Origin of the sequence: Methylacidiphilum caldifontis (genome assembly GCF_017310505.1) — a bacterium.
GTDB classification, from domain to species: Bacteria; Verrucomicrobiota; Verrucomicrobiia; order Methylacidiphilales; family Methylacidiphilaceae; genus Methylacidiphilum; species Methylacidiphilum caldifontis.
Genome location: NZ_CP065957.1, coordinates 1,748,942 through 1,764,560, shown reverse-complemented (window position 1 = coordinate 1,764,560; position 15,619 = coordinate 1,748,942). Strand labels below are relative to the sequence as shown.

17 protein-coding genes are annotated in these 15,619 nt (G+C 38.7%); 13 read left to right on the top strand and 4 right to left on the bottom strand.

All coding sequences use genetic code 11. From position 1 onward, the window contains the following. The first annotated feature begins 7 nt into the window (after window positions 1-7). The 12 genes from IT6_RS08180 to coaD all read left to right on the top strand — a co-directional run bounded on the left by IT6_RS08180 (window position 8) and on the right by coaD (window position 10,603). Complete coding sequence (locus IT6_RS08180) at window positions 8-1,081, top strand: helix-turn-helix domain-containing protein (RefSeq protein WP_242524172.1); 1,074 nt, start codon at window positions 8-10, stop codon at window positions 1,079-1,081. A 72-nt stretch (window positions 1,082-1,153) separates the two neighbouring features. Beyond that, the gene (rimO, locus tag IT6_RS08175) at window positions 1,154-2,491 is read left to right on the top strand and encodes a 30S ribosomal protein S12 methylthiotransferase RimO (RefSeq protein WP_206826001.1); all 1,338 of its coding nucleotides are present in this window, start codon (window positions 1,154-1,156) and stop codon (window positions 2,489-2,491) included. A gap of 14 nt (window positions 2,492-2,505) precedes the next feature. Then, window positions 2,506-3,204: an endonuclease III gene (gene nth / locus IT6_RS08170; RefSeq protein ID WP_206825993.1), complete on the top strand. Its 699-nt coding sequence runs from the start codon at window positions 2,506-2,508 to the stop codon at window positions 3,202-3,204. A gap of 103 nt (window positions 3,205-3,307) precedes the next feature. Beyond that, a complete protein-coding gene (locus IT6_RS08165; protein ID WP_242524171.1) occupies window positions 3,308-4,186 on the top strand; it encodes an ACP S-malonyltransferase in 879 nt (292 codons plus the stop codon). Further along, window positions 4,170-4,910, top strand: a complete 741-nt coding sequence (gene fabG / locus IT6_RS08160) for a 3-oxoacyl-[acyl-carrier-protein] reductase (RefSeq protein WP_134439601.1) — start codon at window positions 4,170-4,172, stop codon at window positions 4,908-4,910. Before IT6_RS08165 ends, fabG begins: the two co-directional genes overlap by 17 nt. Before the next feature lie 88 nt (window positions 4,911-4,998). Then, complete coding sequence (locus tag IT6_RS08155) at window positions 4,999-5,256, top strand: acyl carrier protein (protein WP_134439600.1); 258 nt, start codon at window positions 4,999-5,001, stop codon at window positions 5,254-5,256. Window positions 5,257-5,290: 34 nt separating this feature from the next. Continuing rightward, window positions 5,291-6,535 (top strand): beta-ketoacyl-ACP synthase II, encoded by a 1,245-nt coding sequence (gene fabF, locus IT6_RS08150; RefSeq protein WP_134439599.1) that lies wholly within the window; start codon window positions 5,291-5,293, stop codon window positions 6,533-6,535. A gap of 32 nt (window positions 6,536-6,567) precedes the next feature. Further along, complete coding sequence (gene rpmE / locus IT6_RS08145) at window positions 6,568-6,810, top strand: 50S ribosomal protein L31 (protein ID WP_134439598.1); 243 nt, start codon at window positions 6,568-6,570, stop codon at window positions 6,808-6,810. A 60-nt stretch (window positions 6,811-6,870) separates the two neighbouring features. Then, complete coding sequence (prfA, locus tag IT6_RS08140) at window positions 6,871-8,004, top strand: peptide chain release factor 1 (protein WP_206825991.1); 1,134 nt, start codon at window positions 6,871-6,873, stop codon at window positions 8,002-8,004. Beyond that, window positions 7,979-8,818 (top strand): peptide chain release factor N(5)-glutamine methyltransferase, encoded by an 840-nt coding sequence (prmC, locus tag IT6_RS08135; RefSeq protein WP_134439596.1) that lies wholly within the window; start codon window positions 7,979-7,981, stop codon window positions 8,816-8,818. The genes prfA and prmC overlap by 26 nt, the downstream gene beginning before the upstream one ends. Next, on the top strand, window positions 8,799-10,064 hold the full coding sequence (gene murA / locus IT6_RS08130; RefSeq protein ID WP_206825990.1) for a UDP-N-acetylglucosamine 1-carboxyvinyltransferase: 1,266 nt from the start codon (window positions 8,799-8,801) through the stop codon (window positions 10,062-10,064). The genes prmC and murA overlap by 20 nt, the downstream gene beginning before the upstream one ends. Then, entirely contained in the window at window positions 10,061-10,603 is a 543-nt protein-coding gene (coaD, locus tag IT6_RS08125; protein ID WP_134439594.1) for a pantetheine-phosphate adenylyltransferase, read from the top strand. Before murA ends, coaD begins: the two co-directional genes overlap by 4 nt. Here coaD and IT6_RS08120 read toward each other — a convergent pair. After that, complete coding sequence (locus IT6_RS08120; RefSeq protein WP_206825988.1) at window positions 10,589-11,182, bottom strand: hypothetical protein; 594 nt, start codon at window positions 11,180-11,182, stop codon at window positions 10,589-10,591. The genes coaD and IT6_RS08120 overlap by 15 nt on opposite strands. Window positions 11,183-11,744: 562 nt before the next feature. On the opposite strand from IT6_RS08120, the gene IT6_RS08115 reads away from it, so the two are divergent. Next, window positions 11,745-12,191, top strand: coding sequence for an NUDIX domain-containing protein (locus tag IT6_RS08115; RefSeq protein ID WP_134439593.1), 447 nt, complete (start codon window positions 11,745-11,747; stop codon window positions 12,189-12,191). A 57-nt stretch (window positions 12,192-12,248) separates the two neighbouring features. On the opposite strand, the gene IT6_RS08110 is transcribed toward IT6_RS08115, so the two are convergent. The 3 genes from IT6_RS08110 to IT6_RS08100 all read right to left on the bottom strand — a co-directional run bounded on the left by IT6_RS08110 (window position 12,249) and on the right by IT6_RS08100 (window position 15,618). After that, window positions 12,249-12,431, bottom strand: a complete 183-nt coding sequence (locus IT6_RS08110; protein ID WP_134439592.1) for a hypothetical protein — start codon at window positions 12,429-12,431, stop codon at window positions 12,249-12,251. A gap of 9 nt (window positions 12,432-12,440) precedes the next feature. Next, the gene (locus IT6_RS08105) at window positions 12,441-14,252 is read right to left on the bottom strand and encodes an ArnT family glycosyltransferase (RefSeq protein ID WP_206825986.1); all 1,812 of its coding nucleotides are present in this window, start codon (window positions 14,250-14,252) and stop codon (window positions 12,441-12,443) included. 322 nt (window positions 14,253-14,574) lie between these two features. Continuing rightward, complete coding sequence (locus IT6_RS08100; RefSeq protein WP_206825984.1) at window positions 14,575-15,618, bottom strand: HlyD family secretion protein; 1,044 nt, start codon at window positions 15,616-15,618, stop codon at window positions 14,575-14,577. Window position 15,619 lies beyond the last annotated feature (1 nt).

Below are 15,619 nucleotides of genomic sequence, written 5' to 3'. Positions count from 1 at the left end.
ACAGGGAATGAAACAAACCATAGGCCAACGGCTGCAGGCTGCAAGGCAAGCCCAAGGCCTATCTTTGCAAACCGTATCAAAAATAACAAAAATTCTTCCTGAACAACTTGCTGCATTAGAACAAGACCAATACGATAAAATTCCAGCCTCAACTCAAGTTCGAGGATTTGTTAGAATTTATGCTAGAACTCTAGGGATGGATGAAAAACCTCTATTGGATGAACTGGATAACCTTTTTGGTTTTAGAGAAGAAGACAAAAACTTATTAATCACTCTTCCTGTAAAGTATGTCGACTCAACGGTTCAAAAAGAACCCTTTTTTACTCCCCAAAAAATCGCCTTTTTCTTTGCTTTCCTTCTTTTTGTTCTTATGTGTGGAATCGGGGTATATAGGATTTATCAAGTTACCTCTTTCCGCCATGCACCAGGGAAAATAGCCTCTCAAGAAGAACAGATAAGGAAAAGCCCGGAACTTAAACCCTCCATTCTAGAGCCTGTTACTAAAGAGCAACCAACCGAAGGAGCCCAAGGCACTCCTTCCCAGATAGAAAACATGACCGTAAAAAGAGCAACCCCTATCAATCCCCTCAAGGTTGAAGAAAAGCCCCAACAACAATCTACTTCTGCGTCTGCTCCTCCCCCAACTGCAGTAGACCAACAAGCAAACTCCAATACTGAAAATGTCAAGATTATGCGCGCCTTGCCCGTCAGTCCTGAACCCGTTCCTAATCTTGAAGATCATCCGAGAACAAAATCAGGAGAAATTGAATCAGATGCTGATTCTGCCGATGAAGACAACTCGGATGAACCTGCTGTCTCTTTTGCAGAAAAAAATTATAAGCTGGTTGTACAGGCCAGGAAAGATTCCTGGATTTTCATTCAAGTCATTGAAGGTGGCAAACCTAAACAGGTTTTTTCTGGAGTTCTCCATAAAGGGGAACAAAAAGAATTTGTCGGCCCCCGTTTCCAGATTCGTGCTTCAAATATTTCCCAGGTTGAATTTATTTTAGATGGCAAAAGTATCTCGGTGGCTTCTGCTGGAGAAGCACCACAGGACATTATCTTGCCCGCAACCCCATGATAACCATCCACTTATGATTCTGTTTTATTGCCCTCTTTTCTTTTAGCTTATTGAAAAATAAACCTTGTTTTTATGGAAGCTGATCTTTCTGGTACAATTGTGGCAATGATCTCTTTGGGATGCTCTAAAAATCTCGTTGATTCAGAGGTCATGCTTGGAAAACTGCTTGAAGCGGGTGCTGTTTTAACCCCTTCTGCCCATCACGCTGATATTTTGTTAATCAATACCTGTGGTTTTATATCACCCGCTAAAAAGGAATCGATTGACACTATTCTCAGTGCCATTCATAGAAGAGACACTGTTGCCAAAAAACAAAAAATAGTGGTCACAGGCTGCCTTTTCCAACGATACGGTGAAGAGCTTTCAACTTTACTCCCTGAAGTAGACCTCTTTTTGGGGCTTGATGAAGTTCCTAAAATCGACATCCATTTAAAACAACTGCTTGATAAAAATTCTGACTGTAAAAAAAATCCCTCATTAAATATATCTCCCCGATTTATTCCTGATTTTGATCATCCACGGTTTCAACTCACTCCCTTGCACTTTGGCTATATAAAGATCGCCGAGGGATGTAATCATCCATGTACCTTTTGTATTATTCCAAAAATTAGAGGTCGATATCGGAGTCGATCAATAAAGTCAGTGGTTGCAGAAGCAGAGTCCATGATCCAGAGAGGGATCAAAGAAATCATCCTGATTTCTCAAGATACGACTTTCTATGGACAGGATCTATCCCCTGACAGATCCTCTCTGCTTGTAGATTTATTAGACAGTTTGGAAGCCATTGATGGAGATTTCTGGATTCGGCTTCTTTATACCCATCCCGCCCATTGGACAACCTCTTTAATAGAAAAGTTTAGCAACTCTTCAAAAATCACAAAATATATAGATATTCCCATTCAGCATATTTCTGATCCTATCCTACAGAGAATGCAGAGAAAAACAGAAGAATCCTATATTCAAGAACTTCTTTCAGAAATCCGCAGTAAAGTTAAAAATGCGGCTATAAGAACAACATTAATAGTAGGATTTCCTGGAGAGTCAGAAGAAGACTTTCAAAAACTCTATTCGTTTATTTCTACATTCAAATTTGACAGGCTTGGTGTATTCCCTTACTCTGCTGAAGAAGGAACAAAAGCTGAAAAAATGATCGGCAAAATTCCTGAAGCCATAAAAAAAAGACGGGCAAAGAAAATTATGGAACTCCAAAAACAAATCGTTGAGGAAAAAAACAAAGGGCTTGTGGGAAGATCCCTAAAGGTATTGGTTGATGCTCCTGGTTTAGCTCGAACCGAATGGGATGCCCCAGACATAGATTGTCTTGTTCATGTTCCCTATTCTCTTCCTGCTGGTCATTTTGCAGAAGTTAAAATTATAGGGTTTAAAGAATACGACCTGATTGCCCAATAAGATAAGGATGGCTTGTGAAAAAAAACCAGCTACGTTCAAAGGACACTGTTTCTTTAGCTAATAGCCAAATCAATTTGAATGAAAAAGAAAGAATAGAAAAAATTCTGGCTATTCTAAAAAATACATATCCTGACTCAAAACCTGCTCTTTTATATACAAACCCCTTAGAGTTACTTATTGCCACCATTCTTTCTGCACGATGTACCGATGAACAGGTTAATCTGGTCACCAAGAAGCTGTTTCATAAATATCGAACAGCTGAAGATTACGCTTCTGCTCCTATAGAAGAATTAGAGGAGATGATCCATAGCCTTGGATTCTATAAAACGAAAGCAAAAAATATTAAGAATGCTTGTAGCCTTATTTGTTCAAAATTTAATGGCAAAGTCCCTTCCCAAATGAATATGCTTGTCGAATTACCTGGGGTAGGTCGGAAAACCGCTAATGTGGTTCTAGGCAATGCCTTTGGAATAAACGAGGGCGTTGTGGTAGATACCCATGTTAGCCGAGTGGCTTTCAGGTTGGGATTGACAAAAGAAAAACAACCAGAAAAGATAGAGGTTGACTTGATGCGCTGTATCCCTAAAGAACAATGGGCTGAATTTAGTAATCAGCTGATCTGGCACGGAAGAAAAAGATGTAAAGCTAGAAATCCCGATTGCCCTCATTGCGAACTTAACCCCATCTGTCCCAAAATAGGAGTAAGTCAATAATTTCCTAGCAATAAGATTTGACCAAAAACATCTGTACTCTATTTTTTCATCTATCATGCGGATTGGATTATTGTTTTGTGGACAAGGAGCCCAAAAGGTAGGGATGGGTAAAGATTTTTTTGAATGTTACCCTCTTGTTAAGGATTTGTACCTGGAAGCGGAAAAAGAACTCAATTTCCCATTAACCCAATTATCGTTCTACGGCCCAGAAAAGGAGTTAACCCAAACTCTTTACTGTCAACCCGCTCTTTTCGTTTATGGATATGCTGTATATAAAATTTTGTGTAAGGAAATAGAGGGCATAGATATATTGGTGTTGGCTGGGCTATCTCTTGGAGAACTTACAGCTTATGCAGCAGGCGGAAGTTTTGATTTTCTAACCGGTCTTAAGCTTGTTAAACGAAGAGCCCAGCTCATCCAAGAATCCTCAGAAAAGAATCCTGGCAAAATGGTTGCTCTCATTGGTTCATCAAGAAAACAAACTGAATCAATCGCTTTTAAATCAGGATGCGAGCTGGCTAATTACAACAGTCCCGATCAACAGGTTCTGAGCGGCTCTCATGATTCTATTTCAAAGGCTATTCAAATAGCCCGTGAAGAAAACATTAAAAAAATAATCCCCCTGGATGTATCTGGAGCTTTCCATAGCTCTTTTATGACTGGAGCATCAAAGGCGTTCTACGATTTCCTCAAAGAAATAGAGCTGAAGATGCCTTCAGTACCAGTAATATCAAATCTAAATGCATCAACAGCACATAATGTTGATGAAATCCGCTATACTTTGAGCAAACAGATTTGTAGCGCTGTTCTTTGGGAAGAAAGTTTGCATTTTATGCTTGATTGGGGCATAGAACTCTTTATTGAAATTTCTCCAAGAAAAATTTTTGGAAATTTCTTGAAAAAAATAAATCCCCATTCACGTTGTCTGAGCATATCGAAAGTGGAGGCATTGAGTGAGTTAAAATATGAGCTTAAAAGATAAGGTTGCTCTCATTACAGGAGCGAGTCGAGGCATAGGGAAAGCTATAGCAACAGAATTAGCTATACAGGGAACCTCTATTGCTTTTATAAGTAAAAATCCTTCCCATTTAGAACAAACAGAAAAAATGTTAAAAAATCTAGGAGTTCATGCCAAAGGATATGCTCTTGACATTTCTGCAATTTCTCAGTTGAAAAAAACTATCGATGAAATTTTGAAAGAATTTGGACAATTAGATTTCTTGGTTAATAATGCGGGGATAACAGAAGACAGATTGCTATTGCGTATGAGTGAGGAAGATTGGGATAAGGTATTAAACACGAATTTGAAGGCTTCCTTTTTCCTAATAAAATGGGTAGGAAAACACTTTCTTTCAAGAGGATTTGGCAGGATTTTGAACATCAGTTCTATTTCTGGATTAATCGGAATTCCTGGGCAGGCCAATTATTCTGCATCCAAGGCTGGACTCATTGGCTTAACTCGAACAGTAGCCAAGGAACTTGGACCCAAAGGCATAACCTGCAATGCGATCTGTCCGGGTTTTATAGAGACGGATATGACTGAGGGTCTTTCTCTTGAAAGAAAAGAAAAAATTCTCAAAGAAATTCCTTTAGGAAGATTTGGGAAAGTCGAAGAAGTAGCAAAACTAGCAGCATTCTTGTTGGGTCCAGGTGGTGATTATATCACTGGACAAACTTTTGTCATTGATGGAGGATTACTTGCATAAACTTTACATACGAAATTGCAAAAACTTTTTAGATGATTAAAAAGAATATCTCATAAACTGGAGGAAAATTTTCATAGTGGAGGAAAATATGGCAGAAAAAAAATCGATCGAAGAAAGAGTAAAAAATATTATTGTTGAACAGCTTGGAGTAAATCCCGAACAGGTTACTTCTAAAGCACGGTTTATTGAGGATTTAGGCGCTGACTCCCTAGATACCGTTGAACTAGTCATGGCTTTTGAAGAGGAATTCAATGTTGAAGTTCCAGATGAAGAAGCTGAAAAATTGCAAACCGTTGGGGATGTAATTCGATATATTGAAGAAAATCTCGAAGAAGAAAGTGAATAAATTGGAGGGAAGCCAACAAAGCGGGCTGTAATCTATGAGCAAAAGGAGAGTGGTCATTAGCGGGATGGGGATCATTAGTCCCAACGGAAACAATGTCCAGGAATTCTGGAATAGTTTGAAAAATGGGAAAAGTGGTATAGGGATAATTACCGCTTTTGATACAGCTGATTTTGATTGTAAATTCGGAGGAGAGGTACGCAATTTTAATCCTACAAAATACTTTAAAAACCCTAAAGACGCCCGTAGAGCCGACCGCTTTGTTCAATTCGCCATGGCTGCCGGCAAAGAAGCCATTGAAAGCAGTGGCATAGATTTTGACAAGGAGGATAGTACAAAAATTGGGGTCATTGTTAGCTCAGGAATCGGTGGTTTAAAGACATTAGAGGATCAGCATAGCGTTCTTCTGACTAAAGGACCATCTCGATGCAGCCCTCTTATGATCCCCATGATGATTTCCAATATGGCATCAGGAATGATTGCCATTGAATATAATTTAAAAGGACCCAATTTTTCAATTGTCACCGCTTGTGCCTCTGCAGCTCATTCAATCGGTGAGGCATACCGTATTATTATGGATGGGGATGCCGATATCATCATTGCTGGCGGTTCTGAAGCCTCTATTGTTCCTTTAGGACTTGCTGGATTCTCAAACATGAAGGCTTTAAGCCTTAGGAATAACGATCCTCAAAGAGCTTCTCGGCCCTTTGATAAAAACCGTGATGGCTTTGTTTTAAGTGAAGGGGCTGGAGTTGTCGTGCTAGAAGAGATGGAACATGCTAAAAAGAGAAATGGTCCTATTCATGCAGAAATAATTGGATATGGGCTTTCGGCTGATGCTCACCATATTACTGCCCCAGATCCTTCCGGGGAAGGAGCAACCCGTGCAATGGTCATGGCTATAAAAAAAGCCCAAATTAACCCCGAAGAAATCAACTATATTAATGCTCATGCCACTAGCACTATCCCTGGAGATGTTTGCGAAACCATGGCCATTAAACAAGCTTTGGGTAAACATGCTTATTCAATACCGATAAGTTCGACAAAATCAATGACAGGTCATCTTTTAGGCGCAGCAGGAGCGGTAGAACTTATAGCCTGTATAAAAACAATGGAAGAGGGAGTTATTCCCCCTACAATAAATTTAGAAGAACCCGATCCACAATGCGATCTCGATTATGTTCCGAATGTAGCCCGTGAACAAAAAGTAAAAATTGCCATGAACAATTCCTTCGGTTTTGGCGGGCACAATGCCTGTATAATAATAAAAAGATTTGAATAAGTATAAATTAATATTATATTTCTTTGATTTTAATGAAAAAAGACATTCATCCCAAATATCAAGAAACCACAATTAGTTGTGCCTGTGGTGCCGTGTATACGACTAAATCAACAAAGCCCTCTATTCGAATTGGCATATGTGCTTCATGCCATCCTTTATTTACAGGTCAGCAAAAATTTGTCGATACTGCGGGAAGAGTCGAAAAATTTGCAAGACGCTTTGGTAAAGTTTCTCTTATTGGTGAATCATCAAAAAGAAAGAAGAAGTCGAAATAAACTTCTTCTTTATATCTCTTTTTATATCTTTTTTTAATAGCTTTCCTCTTTTTCGGGTTCATGCAATTAGATCAGTACATCAAGAAAATCCAAACAAAGTTCGACAAACTTCAAACAGAACTCTCTAGAGAAGAGATCTACACTGATCCATCCAAAGCCATTGAGATGGCAAAAGAGCATACTCGGCTCAAAGAAACTCTTGATCTTTATAAAGAGTTGGAAAAAATTAGGAATGCTAAGTCCTCTGTAGAAAGTTTAATCAAAGAAAGTGTTGATCCAGAAATCCAAGAGTTGGCCCAACAAGAAATCATTAAACTCGAACAGAAAATACACGATCTGACTATTGATATCCTCTCCAACCTTTTTCCATCTGAAGAAAATAAAAATTCGAAAAACGTAATTATTGAAATACGAGCGGGAACAGGAGGCGAAGAAGCTGCTCTTTTCGCAGCCGATTTATATAGGATGTATAGTAAATATATCGAAAAAAAAGGGTGGAAACTCGAATTGCTTCATTTCAGCCCCAGTGATCTAGGTGGAGTAAAAGAAATTATTTTTTCTATTCAAGGCAAAGATGCTTTTAAGAAAATGAGATTTGAATCTGGGGTTCATAGAGTACAAAGGGTTCCTGCAACAGAATCACAAGGAAGAATCCATACTTCGACAGCAACCGTTGCTGTGCTTCTAGAACCCGAGGAAGTTGAATTAGATCTAAAAGCTGAAGATCTGCGAATAGAAGTTTGTAGAGCAAGCGGACCAGGAGGGCAAGGAGTTAATACGACCGATTCAGCTGTACAGATTTTCCATATCCCTTCAGGAATCATGGTCAGATGCCAGGATGAAAGATCTCAAATAAAAAACAAAGAAAAAGCCTTAAAAATTCTTAAAGCTAGGCTCCTTTCAAAAAAGCAAGAAGAAGAGGCCCAGAAGCGTGCCCTAGAAAGAAAAAGCATGATTGGTAGTGGGGAAAGAACTGAAAAAATTAGGACTTATAACTTTCCTCAAGGCCGCGTTACCGATCATAGAATACCGGTTACTCTTTATAACTTGCAATCTTTTATGGATGGAGATATTGACCCGATAGTCGATCAACTCATTCAGAAAGAAATGGAGTTGAGAATTGCCCATGAACTAGCTGAAGAAGACAATCGGTTCGAATTATCAAAAGATGGTGGAAAGCCGCTTACTGTTTAAGAAAGCCTTGGAATACCTAAAAGAAAAAAAAATTGACTCTCCAAGACTCTCCTGTGAACTTATCTTTTCAGACTCTCTCAATATTGACAGGCTTTCTTTGTATATATTACCTAAGCTGTCTATAGACCCACAGACTGCTGATCGAATTTGGGAAAGGATAGAAAGGAGGGCTACTGGAGAGCCCGTTAGTTATATCCTTGGCTATAGCTCGTTCTATGGGGAAAAAATCCATGTTAGCCCCGCTGTGCTTATTCCCAGGCCTGAAACCGAATATGTCGTGGAAGCTGCTTTAAACCTGATGCCTAAAATTAGGGGTCCAATCCTAGACGTAGGAACTGGAAGTGGGGCAATAGTTGTTACACTGGCAAAATTTTGTCCAGGGCTATCTTTTTATGGAACAGATATAAGTAGTGAAGCGATTGATATTGCAAAAAAAAATGGGAAGAATTTAAACAATCTTTTCTTTTATCAAGATGACCTGTTAAACAATCCTCCAGTGGATTTTTTTGAGCTCATTGTTGCTAATCTTCCTTATATCCCCACTGAAATGCTTCCTCAACTTTCTGCCGAAATACAATTTGAACCAGCTTTAGCTTTAGATGGAGGAAACGAGGGATTAGAGCTTATTAAGAAATTAATATCTCAAGCAAAAAACAGATGCCGCTATATTATCCTTGAAATTGGAGATGGACAGTTTTCAAAAGTCAATCAATTTTTGCTTGATCATCAATTTTCTATTATCCAAGTAAAAAAAGATCTTTCCCAAATGGAGAGAGTTATAGTAGGAAAAAGCTGTGGAGAAATTCATTATTAAAGGCGGGAATCCTTTATCTGGAAAGATTACCATTAGTGGTTCGAAAAATTCCGCTCTACCTATTCTTGCAGCAACGTTGTTGACTCCAGAGGAATGTGTTATTCATCGGGTTCCTAACCTAAGCGACATCCGTTACATGTTAGAAATTCTAAAATTCCTTGGAGCCCAAGTTCATTACGACAAAGGTACAGTCAGGGTAAAGAACAAGATTGTAAATTCAACAGCCCCTTACGATCTAGTACGGAAAATGAGAGCTTCCATTTGCATCCTTGGACCTTTGATTGCCCGCTGTGGAAAAGCAAGAGTCTCTTTACCGGGAGGATGCGTAATTGGGGACAGGCCTATCGATCTCCATATCATGGGGCTACAGAAACTAGGCGCTGACATAGAGATTATCAAAGGAGATGTCGTAGCTCATGGAGGGAAACTGCAGGGAACATCGATTAACTTGAAAGGAAAATATGGATCAACGGTTCTGGGTACGGATAACGTGATGATGGCTGCATGTCAGGCTGAAGGAACAACAATAATTGAAGGAGCAGCCTGTGAGCCTGAAGTTGAAGACTTAGCCCATTTTCTCTCTGCAATGGGAGCCAAAATTAGTGGCATGGGTACCCAACGGTTAGTTATTGAAGGAATAAAAGAACTCCATGGTTGTGAATACACCATTATTACTGATAGAATTGAGGCGGGAACGTTTGCTGTAGCTGCAGCGATGACAAAAGGCAATTTGCTTCTTGAACAAGCTCCTGTCCAACACATGAAAAGTGTCCTTGAAAAGCTTAAAGACTGTGGGGTAAGTATAGAAATAGAAAATACCGGTCTAAGAGTATCACGATCTGGCCCTTTGAGAGCTTTTGAAATTGTGACTGCGGCTTATCCAGGTTTCCCAACCGATATGCAGGCACAATTCTGTGCCATGGCAACCATTGCGGAGGGAACAAGCAAAGTTGTCGAAAATATATTTCCCAACCGATTCATGCACATTAGTGAACTCAAGCGGCTGGGAGCCAACATTGAGTTTTATCAAAGCGAAGTCATTATACATGGCATAGAACGGTTGAGTGGAGCTCCCGTTATGGCCTCTGATCTGAGGGCATCTGCTGCTCTTGTTCTTGCAGGCCTGGTCGCGGAAAACACCACAGAAGTTCATCGCGTTTATCACATAGACAGGGGATATGAAAAAATTGATCAAAAACTGTCTTCTGTTGGAGCCCATATTAGCAGAGTTTATTCAAAAATATGAAAAGGGTCCTTTATCCTGGAACTTTCGATCCGATTACCCTTGGACATGTCGATGTTATAGCCAAAGCGGTCCGTCTATTTGACGAGGTCATCATAGGGGTTTCCGGTCAAACTCCAAAAGAAACATTATTTAAGCTGGACGAAAGAATATACCTGGTAGAAAGGACTTTAAAAACCCTGCCATTCTCTAATGCCACTGCCCTTCCTTATTCTGGGCTTACGGTTGATTTTGCAAAGGAACTTAATTGCTGTGCCATTATTCGAGGCTTACGCGCAGTATCTGACTTCGAGAGTGAATTCCAGCTCGCCTTGATGAATAGGAGGCTTAAGCCTGAAATTGAAACTATTTTTCTTATGCCTGAAGATAACCATATTTATCTGAGCTCTTCTCTCGTCAAGGAAATTAGTAGATTAGGAGGTGAAATATCTGCCTTTGTTCCAGAGGTAGTTATGCAGGCTCTCCAACAAAAAAATATGAAAAGGAACTCCGGGCCTATCACATCGCCTGTTCGTCATGATAAAAAGTTATTTACTGATTAAGTCCTCCAGGGAATCATCCACTCTGATATCAATGAGTTTCCATACTTTATCAGGTTTATAATAAACAAATCTCCAGCGCAACGGCTGCAGTTCTAGATTTAATAAATAGGTAATTACATAAAGTCGGCTTCCAAAGGATCTTGAATCATAGATTTCAAAAGAATCTGCTTTCCCATAGTAGGACATTGCCTGGCTTGTTTTATCCATAAGCATGTTTATGTTTTCATGCCTGGAAGCAAGTCGGCTATTCACCAAAAGTTCCTGAAAAGCCCTTTCAATGTCTCCTTGAAGCATTTGATTAAAAAATTTTTCGATAGGAACTTTAAGCTCTGGAATGGGTTGAGCAGCATTAGGTTCTTTTGTTATGCGCAATGGAGGCAAATCTTTGACTTGGGGAATAGGTGCAGTTTGAGCTAAAAGACAGACGGGAATAAGAAATATAATCGCTGATAAAATTTTATTTCTGCCTCCTATAGAAAAAGCAAAAAAAGAGTCTTGCTGTTTTATTTTCAAACTACGTTTCCCACATATCCAATGACTAGCTTTTTTTAATTGTGAAGACTGAACTTTTTGACTCATCTCTTTTCTCTGCTTTTTTCTTCTGTATCTTATCGTTTAAGGTTTAGATTCAAAAAAATTTTCCTTTTATTTTTATTATTTAGCTGGATAACCAAATTTTTGGCAATCTACTGACTCGATTGAAAAAATGAATGGTCCTAGTCAAGGAAATAGAATATTTCATTAACAATAAAGAACGAAATAGCTTATAAGTAGTTGGCCGCTCTTTTCAATCCAATTATACGGTGATCACTGACCGTTCTCATCCTTTTGCCCGCCAGACGGTTCCCCTTGAACTATTCTTTTTTCCTATGAGAAGATATCCTTGATCCAATCCTTTCTTTTTTTGCATACAATCCTTGCTTAATAACGGAACAAAACAATTGTTTGTCACCGAATAATACTGGAAATTTAACTATAAGTTACAATCAAAACCAAAACTTGCATTTTATTCTTGTACTCAACATTATGGAACTCCCATGCTTCCTAAAGCTTAAAAAAATGTTCTTTGAACGTGATTTTTCTTCATTTCATAAATAGAAATGGTCAGTCTTGAGAAGGTAACAATAGAGCCCTAAAAAAAATGAAAAAAATCATCCGATCAGCGGGATTGGTTATTTATAAGGAAATAAATGCCCAACCTTTCTACCTTCTCCTCAGGGCTTACAGGAATTGGGATTTCCCTAAAGGAACAGTCCAAAATGGAGAGTCTGATTTTCAGGCCGCACTGCGAGAAACTCAAGAAGAAACAGGGCTGATAAATTTTGAATTTCCTTTTAATCAAAACTCAAAAGAAACAGAGGTATATTCAAAAGGTAAAATCGGAAAATTTTTTATTGCTCAACTAAAAGAAGGAGAACCCGTACTTCTACCCAGTCCAGAACTTGGAAGGCCTGAACATCATGAATGGCGCTGGTCATCTTACGAAGATGCAAAAAAACTTCTTCCTATCCATCTAATCCCTATTCTGGATTGGGCAAATGATTTAATCGGCTCCTTTTTAAAGGATAGAGAAAATAAAAAAGATTAAAACACTGTGTATAAAAGGGATTTTTTTTAAAATCTTTGCTTTAAAATATACATGAAATCAATCCTCTGGATCATCCTCTAGTCTCTCTCCTCCCGGAATTTCATGTGTCCATTTATCTTCAACGGCTAATGTAAATTGTAATTTTTGAGTATAAGACATCTTTTCGTAATATTCTTTCCATTTTTGATCCTCTTCTTCAAACAATTCTATGGCTTTATTAAATTCCTGTTGAGAAATCATACTAATAATTTAATTAACCTCCTTGTTGACAAGTAATACTCGAGTTCCACTTTTTTCAATAGGAACGAGTTGAGAGGGATCTTCTTTAAAAAGACGAGCCCACGAAGGCAACGAAACCTCTTCGGTAATCAAAAAAACTTTTCGATCGCTCTTCCAATAACGTTCAACATCGCTTTCTGTAATATAATATTCCTGACCTAGTTTAAGAATTCTTTGAGCAAACTCAGCTTTGGGGTTAGCATGTACCCACAAGATAGGAGAATGATTTAAATAAAAAAATAATCCCGAAGCAAAGTTGGGCTCGCTGTCGGAAATAACCATATCATTCTTTGTCACAAAACAATTAATTTTTTTTGCTAACTTCATTGAAGAAAAATAATCACTTAGGAAACTAAAACCTTGGCCGGCCTGATGTAGCGGATAGATCATCGTCAGGGCTAGAAATACTCCTGCAAGAAACCTCTCTTTCTTCGAAAAGAACCAATAGGCTACAATTCCCCCAATAAAAAAACTCAATGAAGCTCTATATAACAAAGGAACAAAATTTTTCCATGTACTAAAAGAAAACCCGAAAATGGCGGACAGAAAAGTATCTCTTTTTTCTAACGGTTTTGCCCAAATAGGATGAAAATCTGCACTATGATCAATAAAGAGGGCGGCTAAAATCCCGCTTAAGCCTAAAAAAACAATGACCAGTGAAGCAAGATTAAGATATAAAGACATAGTTTTATCATTATCTTCCAGACAAAAGGGTTTAGCTAGAATAAGAGCAATCGCGCCCCAGCAACTCATCGCATAATAGTCTTGAAGGGAAGAAAAGGTTACTGACAAAAAGGTTATAACTATCCAACTGAGCAGCAGAACATTCTGCCAATCAAACAAGGGTCTATCTCTTAGCTCCCATAGGGCTCCAATGTATAAAGTCCACGGAAGAAGAAAAATGAGGTGTTCAAGATAAAACTGTGTTATAGGGACAGTTCCTGCATCCGGCGGGTTCCGATGATTAAGAGCATGACCAAATTGTTCATTAAAAAAATGCTCCTGAAGGAATCCCGGAAGTCGAAACTCAATAGTTACATACCATGGAATTAGAATCAGCAGAAAAAGAACAATTCCCGGCCACCAAAACAAATTTAACCATCTTTTCCTTATCTTTGGGAAAAATAAAACGGAAAGCCCACTGCATAAAAGAGGATACAAAACAGCATGCAGACCCTTTGCAAGGGATCCTAAAGCCATAACGATCCAAGCTGCAATAAAATACCTTCTTTTCCCGCTTCTTACCCCAAGATAGATAAAAAGGAAAGCATAGGTAACCGCAGCAGAAAAGAAGGGTTCAGGCATCAAAATGTGAGTAAAAATATAAAAACCAAAAGAACTAGCCAGCATAAGGCTAGCTAAAAGACCGAGTTTTTCTCCTCCTATGACACACCCAAGAATGTAGACACCCATAACCCAGATTATTGTGGCAAGGGCTTCTGGAAATCTTGCAGCAAACTCATTTATTCCGAAAATCTTGTAGGATATAAGAATGCACCAATAAACCAAGGGAGGCTTTTGAAGCCTTGGAATTCCGTTTACGGTAGGCAAAATCCAATCATTTCTTTGAATCATTTCTTTTGCCGCACCCGCATATAATCCTTCATTATCGTCAAAAATCACTGGACCGCGGCTCTCTTCGATATAAAAAAAAGTAAGCACCAAAAGAAAAAAGATAGAGGCCAAAGGAAATGATGGAAACGGAGAAGATAATTTCAAAAAGGATAAAGAACTTTGTTCTATCTCCTCTTCGTTGACCTTATTAAAGCGAAAAAACCACATTATTTTTCCTGTTCCTTTTAAACAAATTCGACACCCTCTGTTATCCTTCCTTTTCCAAACCTTCTCTTTAATGACGCCATCAATCGATCAGATGCACTCGATAAAAATCTTGCCTAAAGGCTAACATCCCCTTCTGTATATTTTATTTTCAATAGAAAAAAGCTTTTATTTTCATGATTCTAAGAAACAAACGGAACTAAAGAAGATTATTAAACAATTATCTTCCCTTTTATTTCTTCAATTTCATGAATCCTTTCTAAGATTATAGAAAAGAGAATTCAAGCGAAATGACCACATTGATGAGAAAAAATATCGAAGAAAGCTATCGCTTTTTCTTTTTCCACTTAAGGATAAAAGCCATAAGCATGCCTGCTCCAAAGCCGGCGCAGAATAGAGCAATAGACCATAAAATATCCACTTTAAACTTTTTTACTTCGACGGTAGGAACCACGGAAAAACCTGGACCAACAATTTCCTCTTTATCAAGAGGCTCATCAAACAGGATCTTAACAGGCACCCTCTGTACAACTTTAACATAATTACCCGTTGCGTTTTCAGGAGGAAGAAGGCTGAATTGTGCGCCACTTCCCCTTTGTATGCTGTCAACATGGCCTTTATATCTATGATGAGGGTAAGCATCTATACGAATCCTGACAGGTTGACCTGCTCGCATATGCGTAATCTGGGTCTCCTTATAATTTGCAACAACCCAGAGTTCCGGAGGAACAATATCAAAAAGGGTTTGGCCTACTTCAACATATTGACCCTTTTCGACAGTCCTCATTGTTATTCTTCCATCTTCAGGCGCATAGATTCTTGTATATCCTAGCTGAAGCTCATTAAGCCGCAGATAGGCTTCTGTTGATAGTTTTATTGCCCAAGCCGCATCAACCTGCAGCTGTGACACAGCTGAAGACCTAAGAATTTCTTTCATTCTTTTCCATTCTGTTTCGGCCAAATCCCTATTGGCTTGAGCAAGCGCGACCCGGGATTGATAATCTCTTGGATCGATCTCAATTAAAAGTTGACCTTTCTTTACATCCATATTGTCATCGATGTAATAGCCTACCACATGACCAGCAACTTTGGGAGAAATGCGGATGATATGTCCAGCAATAAAAGCATCATCGGTTGTTTCAAAAGATAAAAAATAACCAAAAAAGAGATAAGTGAGCAAAAAAGCTAAACCTGAACTCAAGCCATAGAAAAGAGTCTGATAGGTGAAAAACCCTCTGGGTTTTTCCTTTTTCTCAGCAGGAGGCATTTCTATTGAATTGCCTTCTTTTTGTTTCTGATCTTCAGTCAACGTTGAGGCTAGTTCTCTATTGTTTGGGCTTCGTAACCCATCCCAAAGACTAGAGTTCATT

Excerpts from the sequence above, each read along its gene's own strand:
- IT6_RS08180 (WP_242524172.1), top strand. The coding sequence starts at position 8 with ATGAAACAAACCATAGGCCAACGGCTGCAGGCTGCAAGGCAAGCCCAA.
- rimO (WP_206826001.1), top strand. The coding sequence starts at position 1,154 with ATGGAAGCTGATCTTTCTGGTACAATTGTGGCAATGATCTCTTTGGGA.
- IT6_RS08165 (WP_242524171.1), top strand. The coding sequence starts at position 3,308 with ATGGGTAAAGATTTTTTTGAATGTTACCCTCTTGTTAAGGATTTGTAC.
- fabG (WP_134439601.1), top strand. The coding sequence starts at position 4,170 with ATGAGCTTAAAAGATAAGGTTGCTCTCATTACAGGAGCGAGTCGAGGC.
- IT6_RS08155 (WP_134439600.1), top strand. The coding sequence starts at position 4,999 with ATGGCAGAAAAAAAATCGATCGAAGAAAGAGTAAAAAATATTATTGTT.
- fabF (WP_134439599.1), top strand. The coding sequence starts at position 5,291 with ATGAGCAAAAGGAGAGTGGTCATTAGCGGGATGGGGATCATTAGTCCC.
- rpmE (WP_134439598.1), top strand. The coding sequence starts at position 6,568 with ATGAAAAAAGACATTCATCCCAAATATCAAGAAACCACAATTAGTTGT.
- prfA (WP_206825991.1), top strand. The coding sequence starts at position 6,871 with ATGCAATTAGATCAGTACATCAAGAAAATCCAAACAAAGTTCGACAAA.
- prmC (WP_134439596.1), top strand. The coding sequence starts at position 7,979 with ATGGTGGAAAGCCGCTTACTGTTTAAGAAAGCCTTGGAATACCTAAAA.
- coaD (WP_134439594.1), top strand. The coding sequence starts at position 10,061 with ATGAAAAGGGTCCTTTATCCTGGAACTTTCGATCCGATTACCCTTGGA.
- IT6_RS08120 (WP_206825988.1), bottom strand. The coding sequence starts at position 11,182 with ATGAGTCAAAAAGTTCAGTCTTCACAATTAAAAAAAGCTAGTCATTGG.
- IT6_RS08115 (WP_134439593.1), top strand. The coding sequence starts at position 11,745 with ATGAAAAAAATCATCCGATCAGCGGGATTGGTTATTTATAAGGAAATA.
- IT6_RS08110 (WP_134439592.1), bottom strand. The coding sequence starts at position 12,431 with ATGATTTCTCAACAGGAATTTAATAAAGCCATAGAATTGTTTGAAGAA.
- IT6_RS08105 (WP_206825986.1), bottom strand. The coding sequence starts at position 14,252 with ATGTGGTTTTTTCGCTTTAATAAGGTCAACGAAGAGGAGATAGAACAA.
- IT6_RS08100 (WP_206825984.1), bottom strand. The coding sequence starts at position 15,618 with ATGAACTCTAGTCTTTGGGATGGGTTACGAAGCCCAAACAATAGAGAA.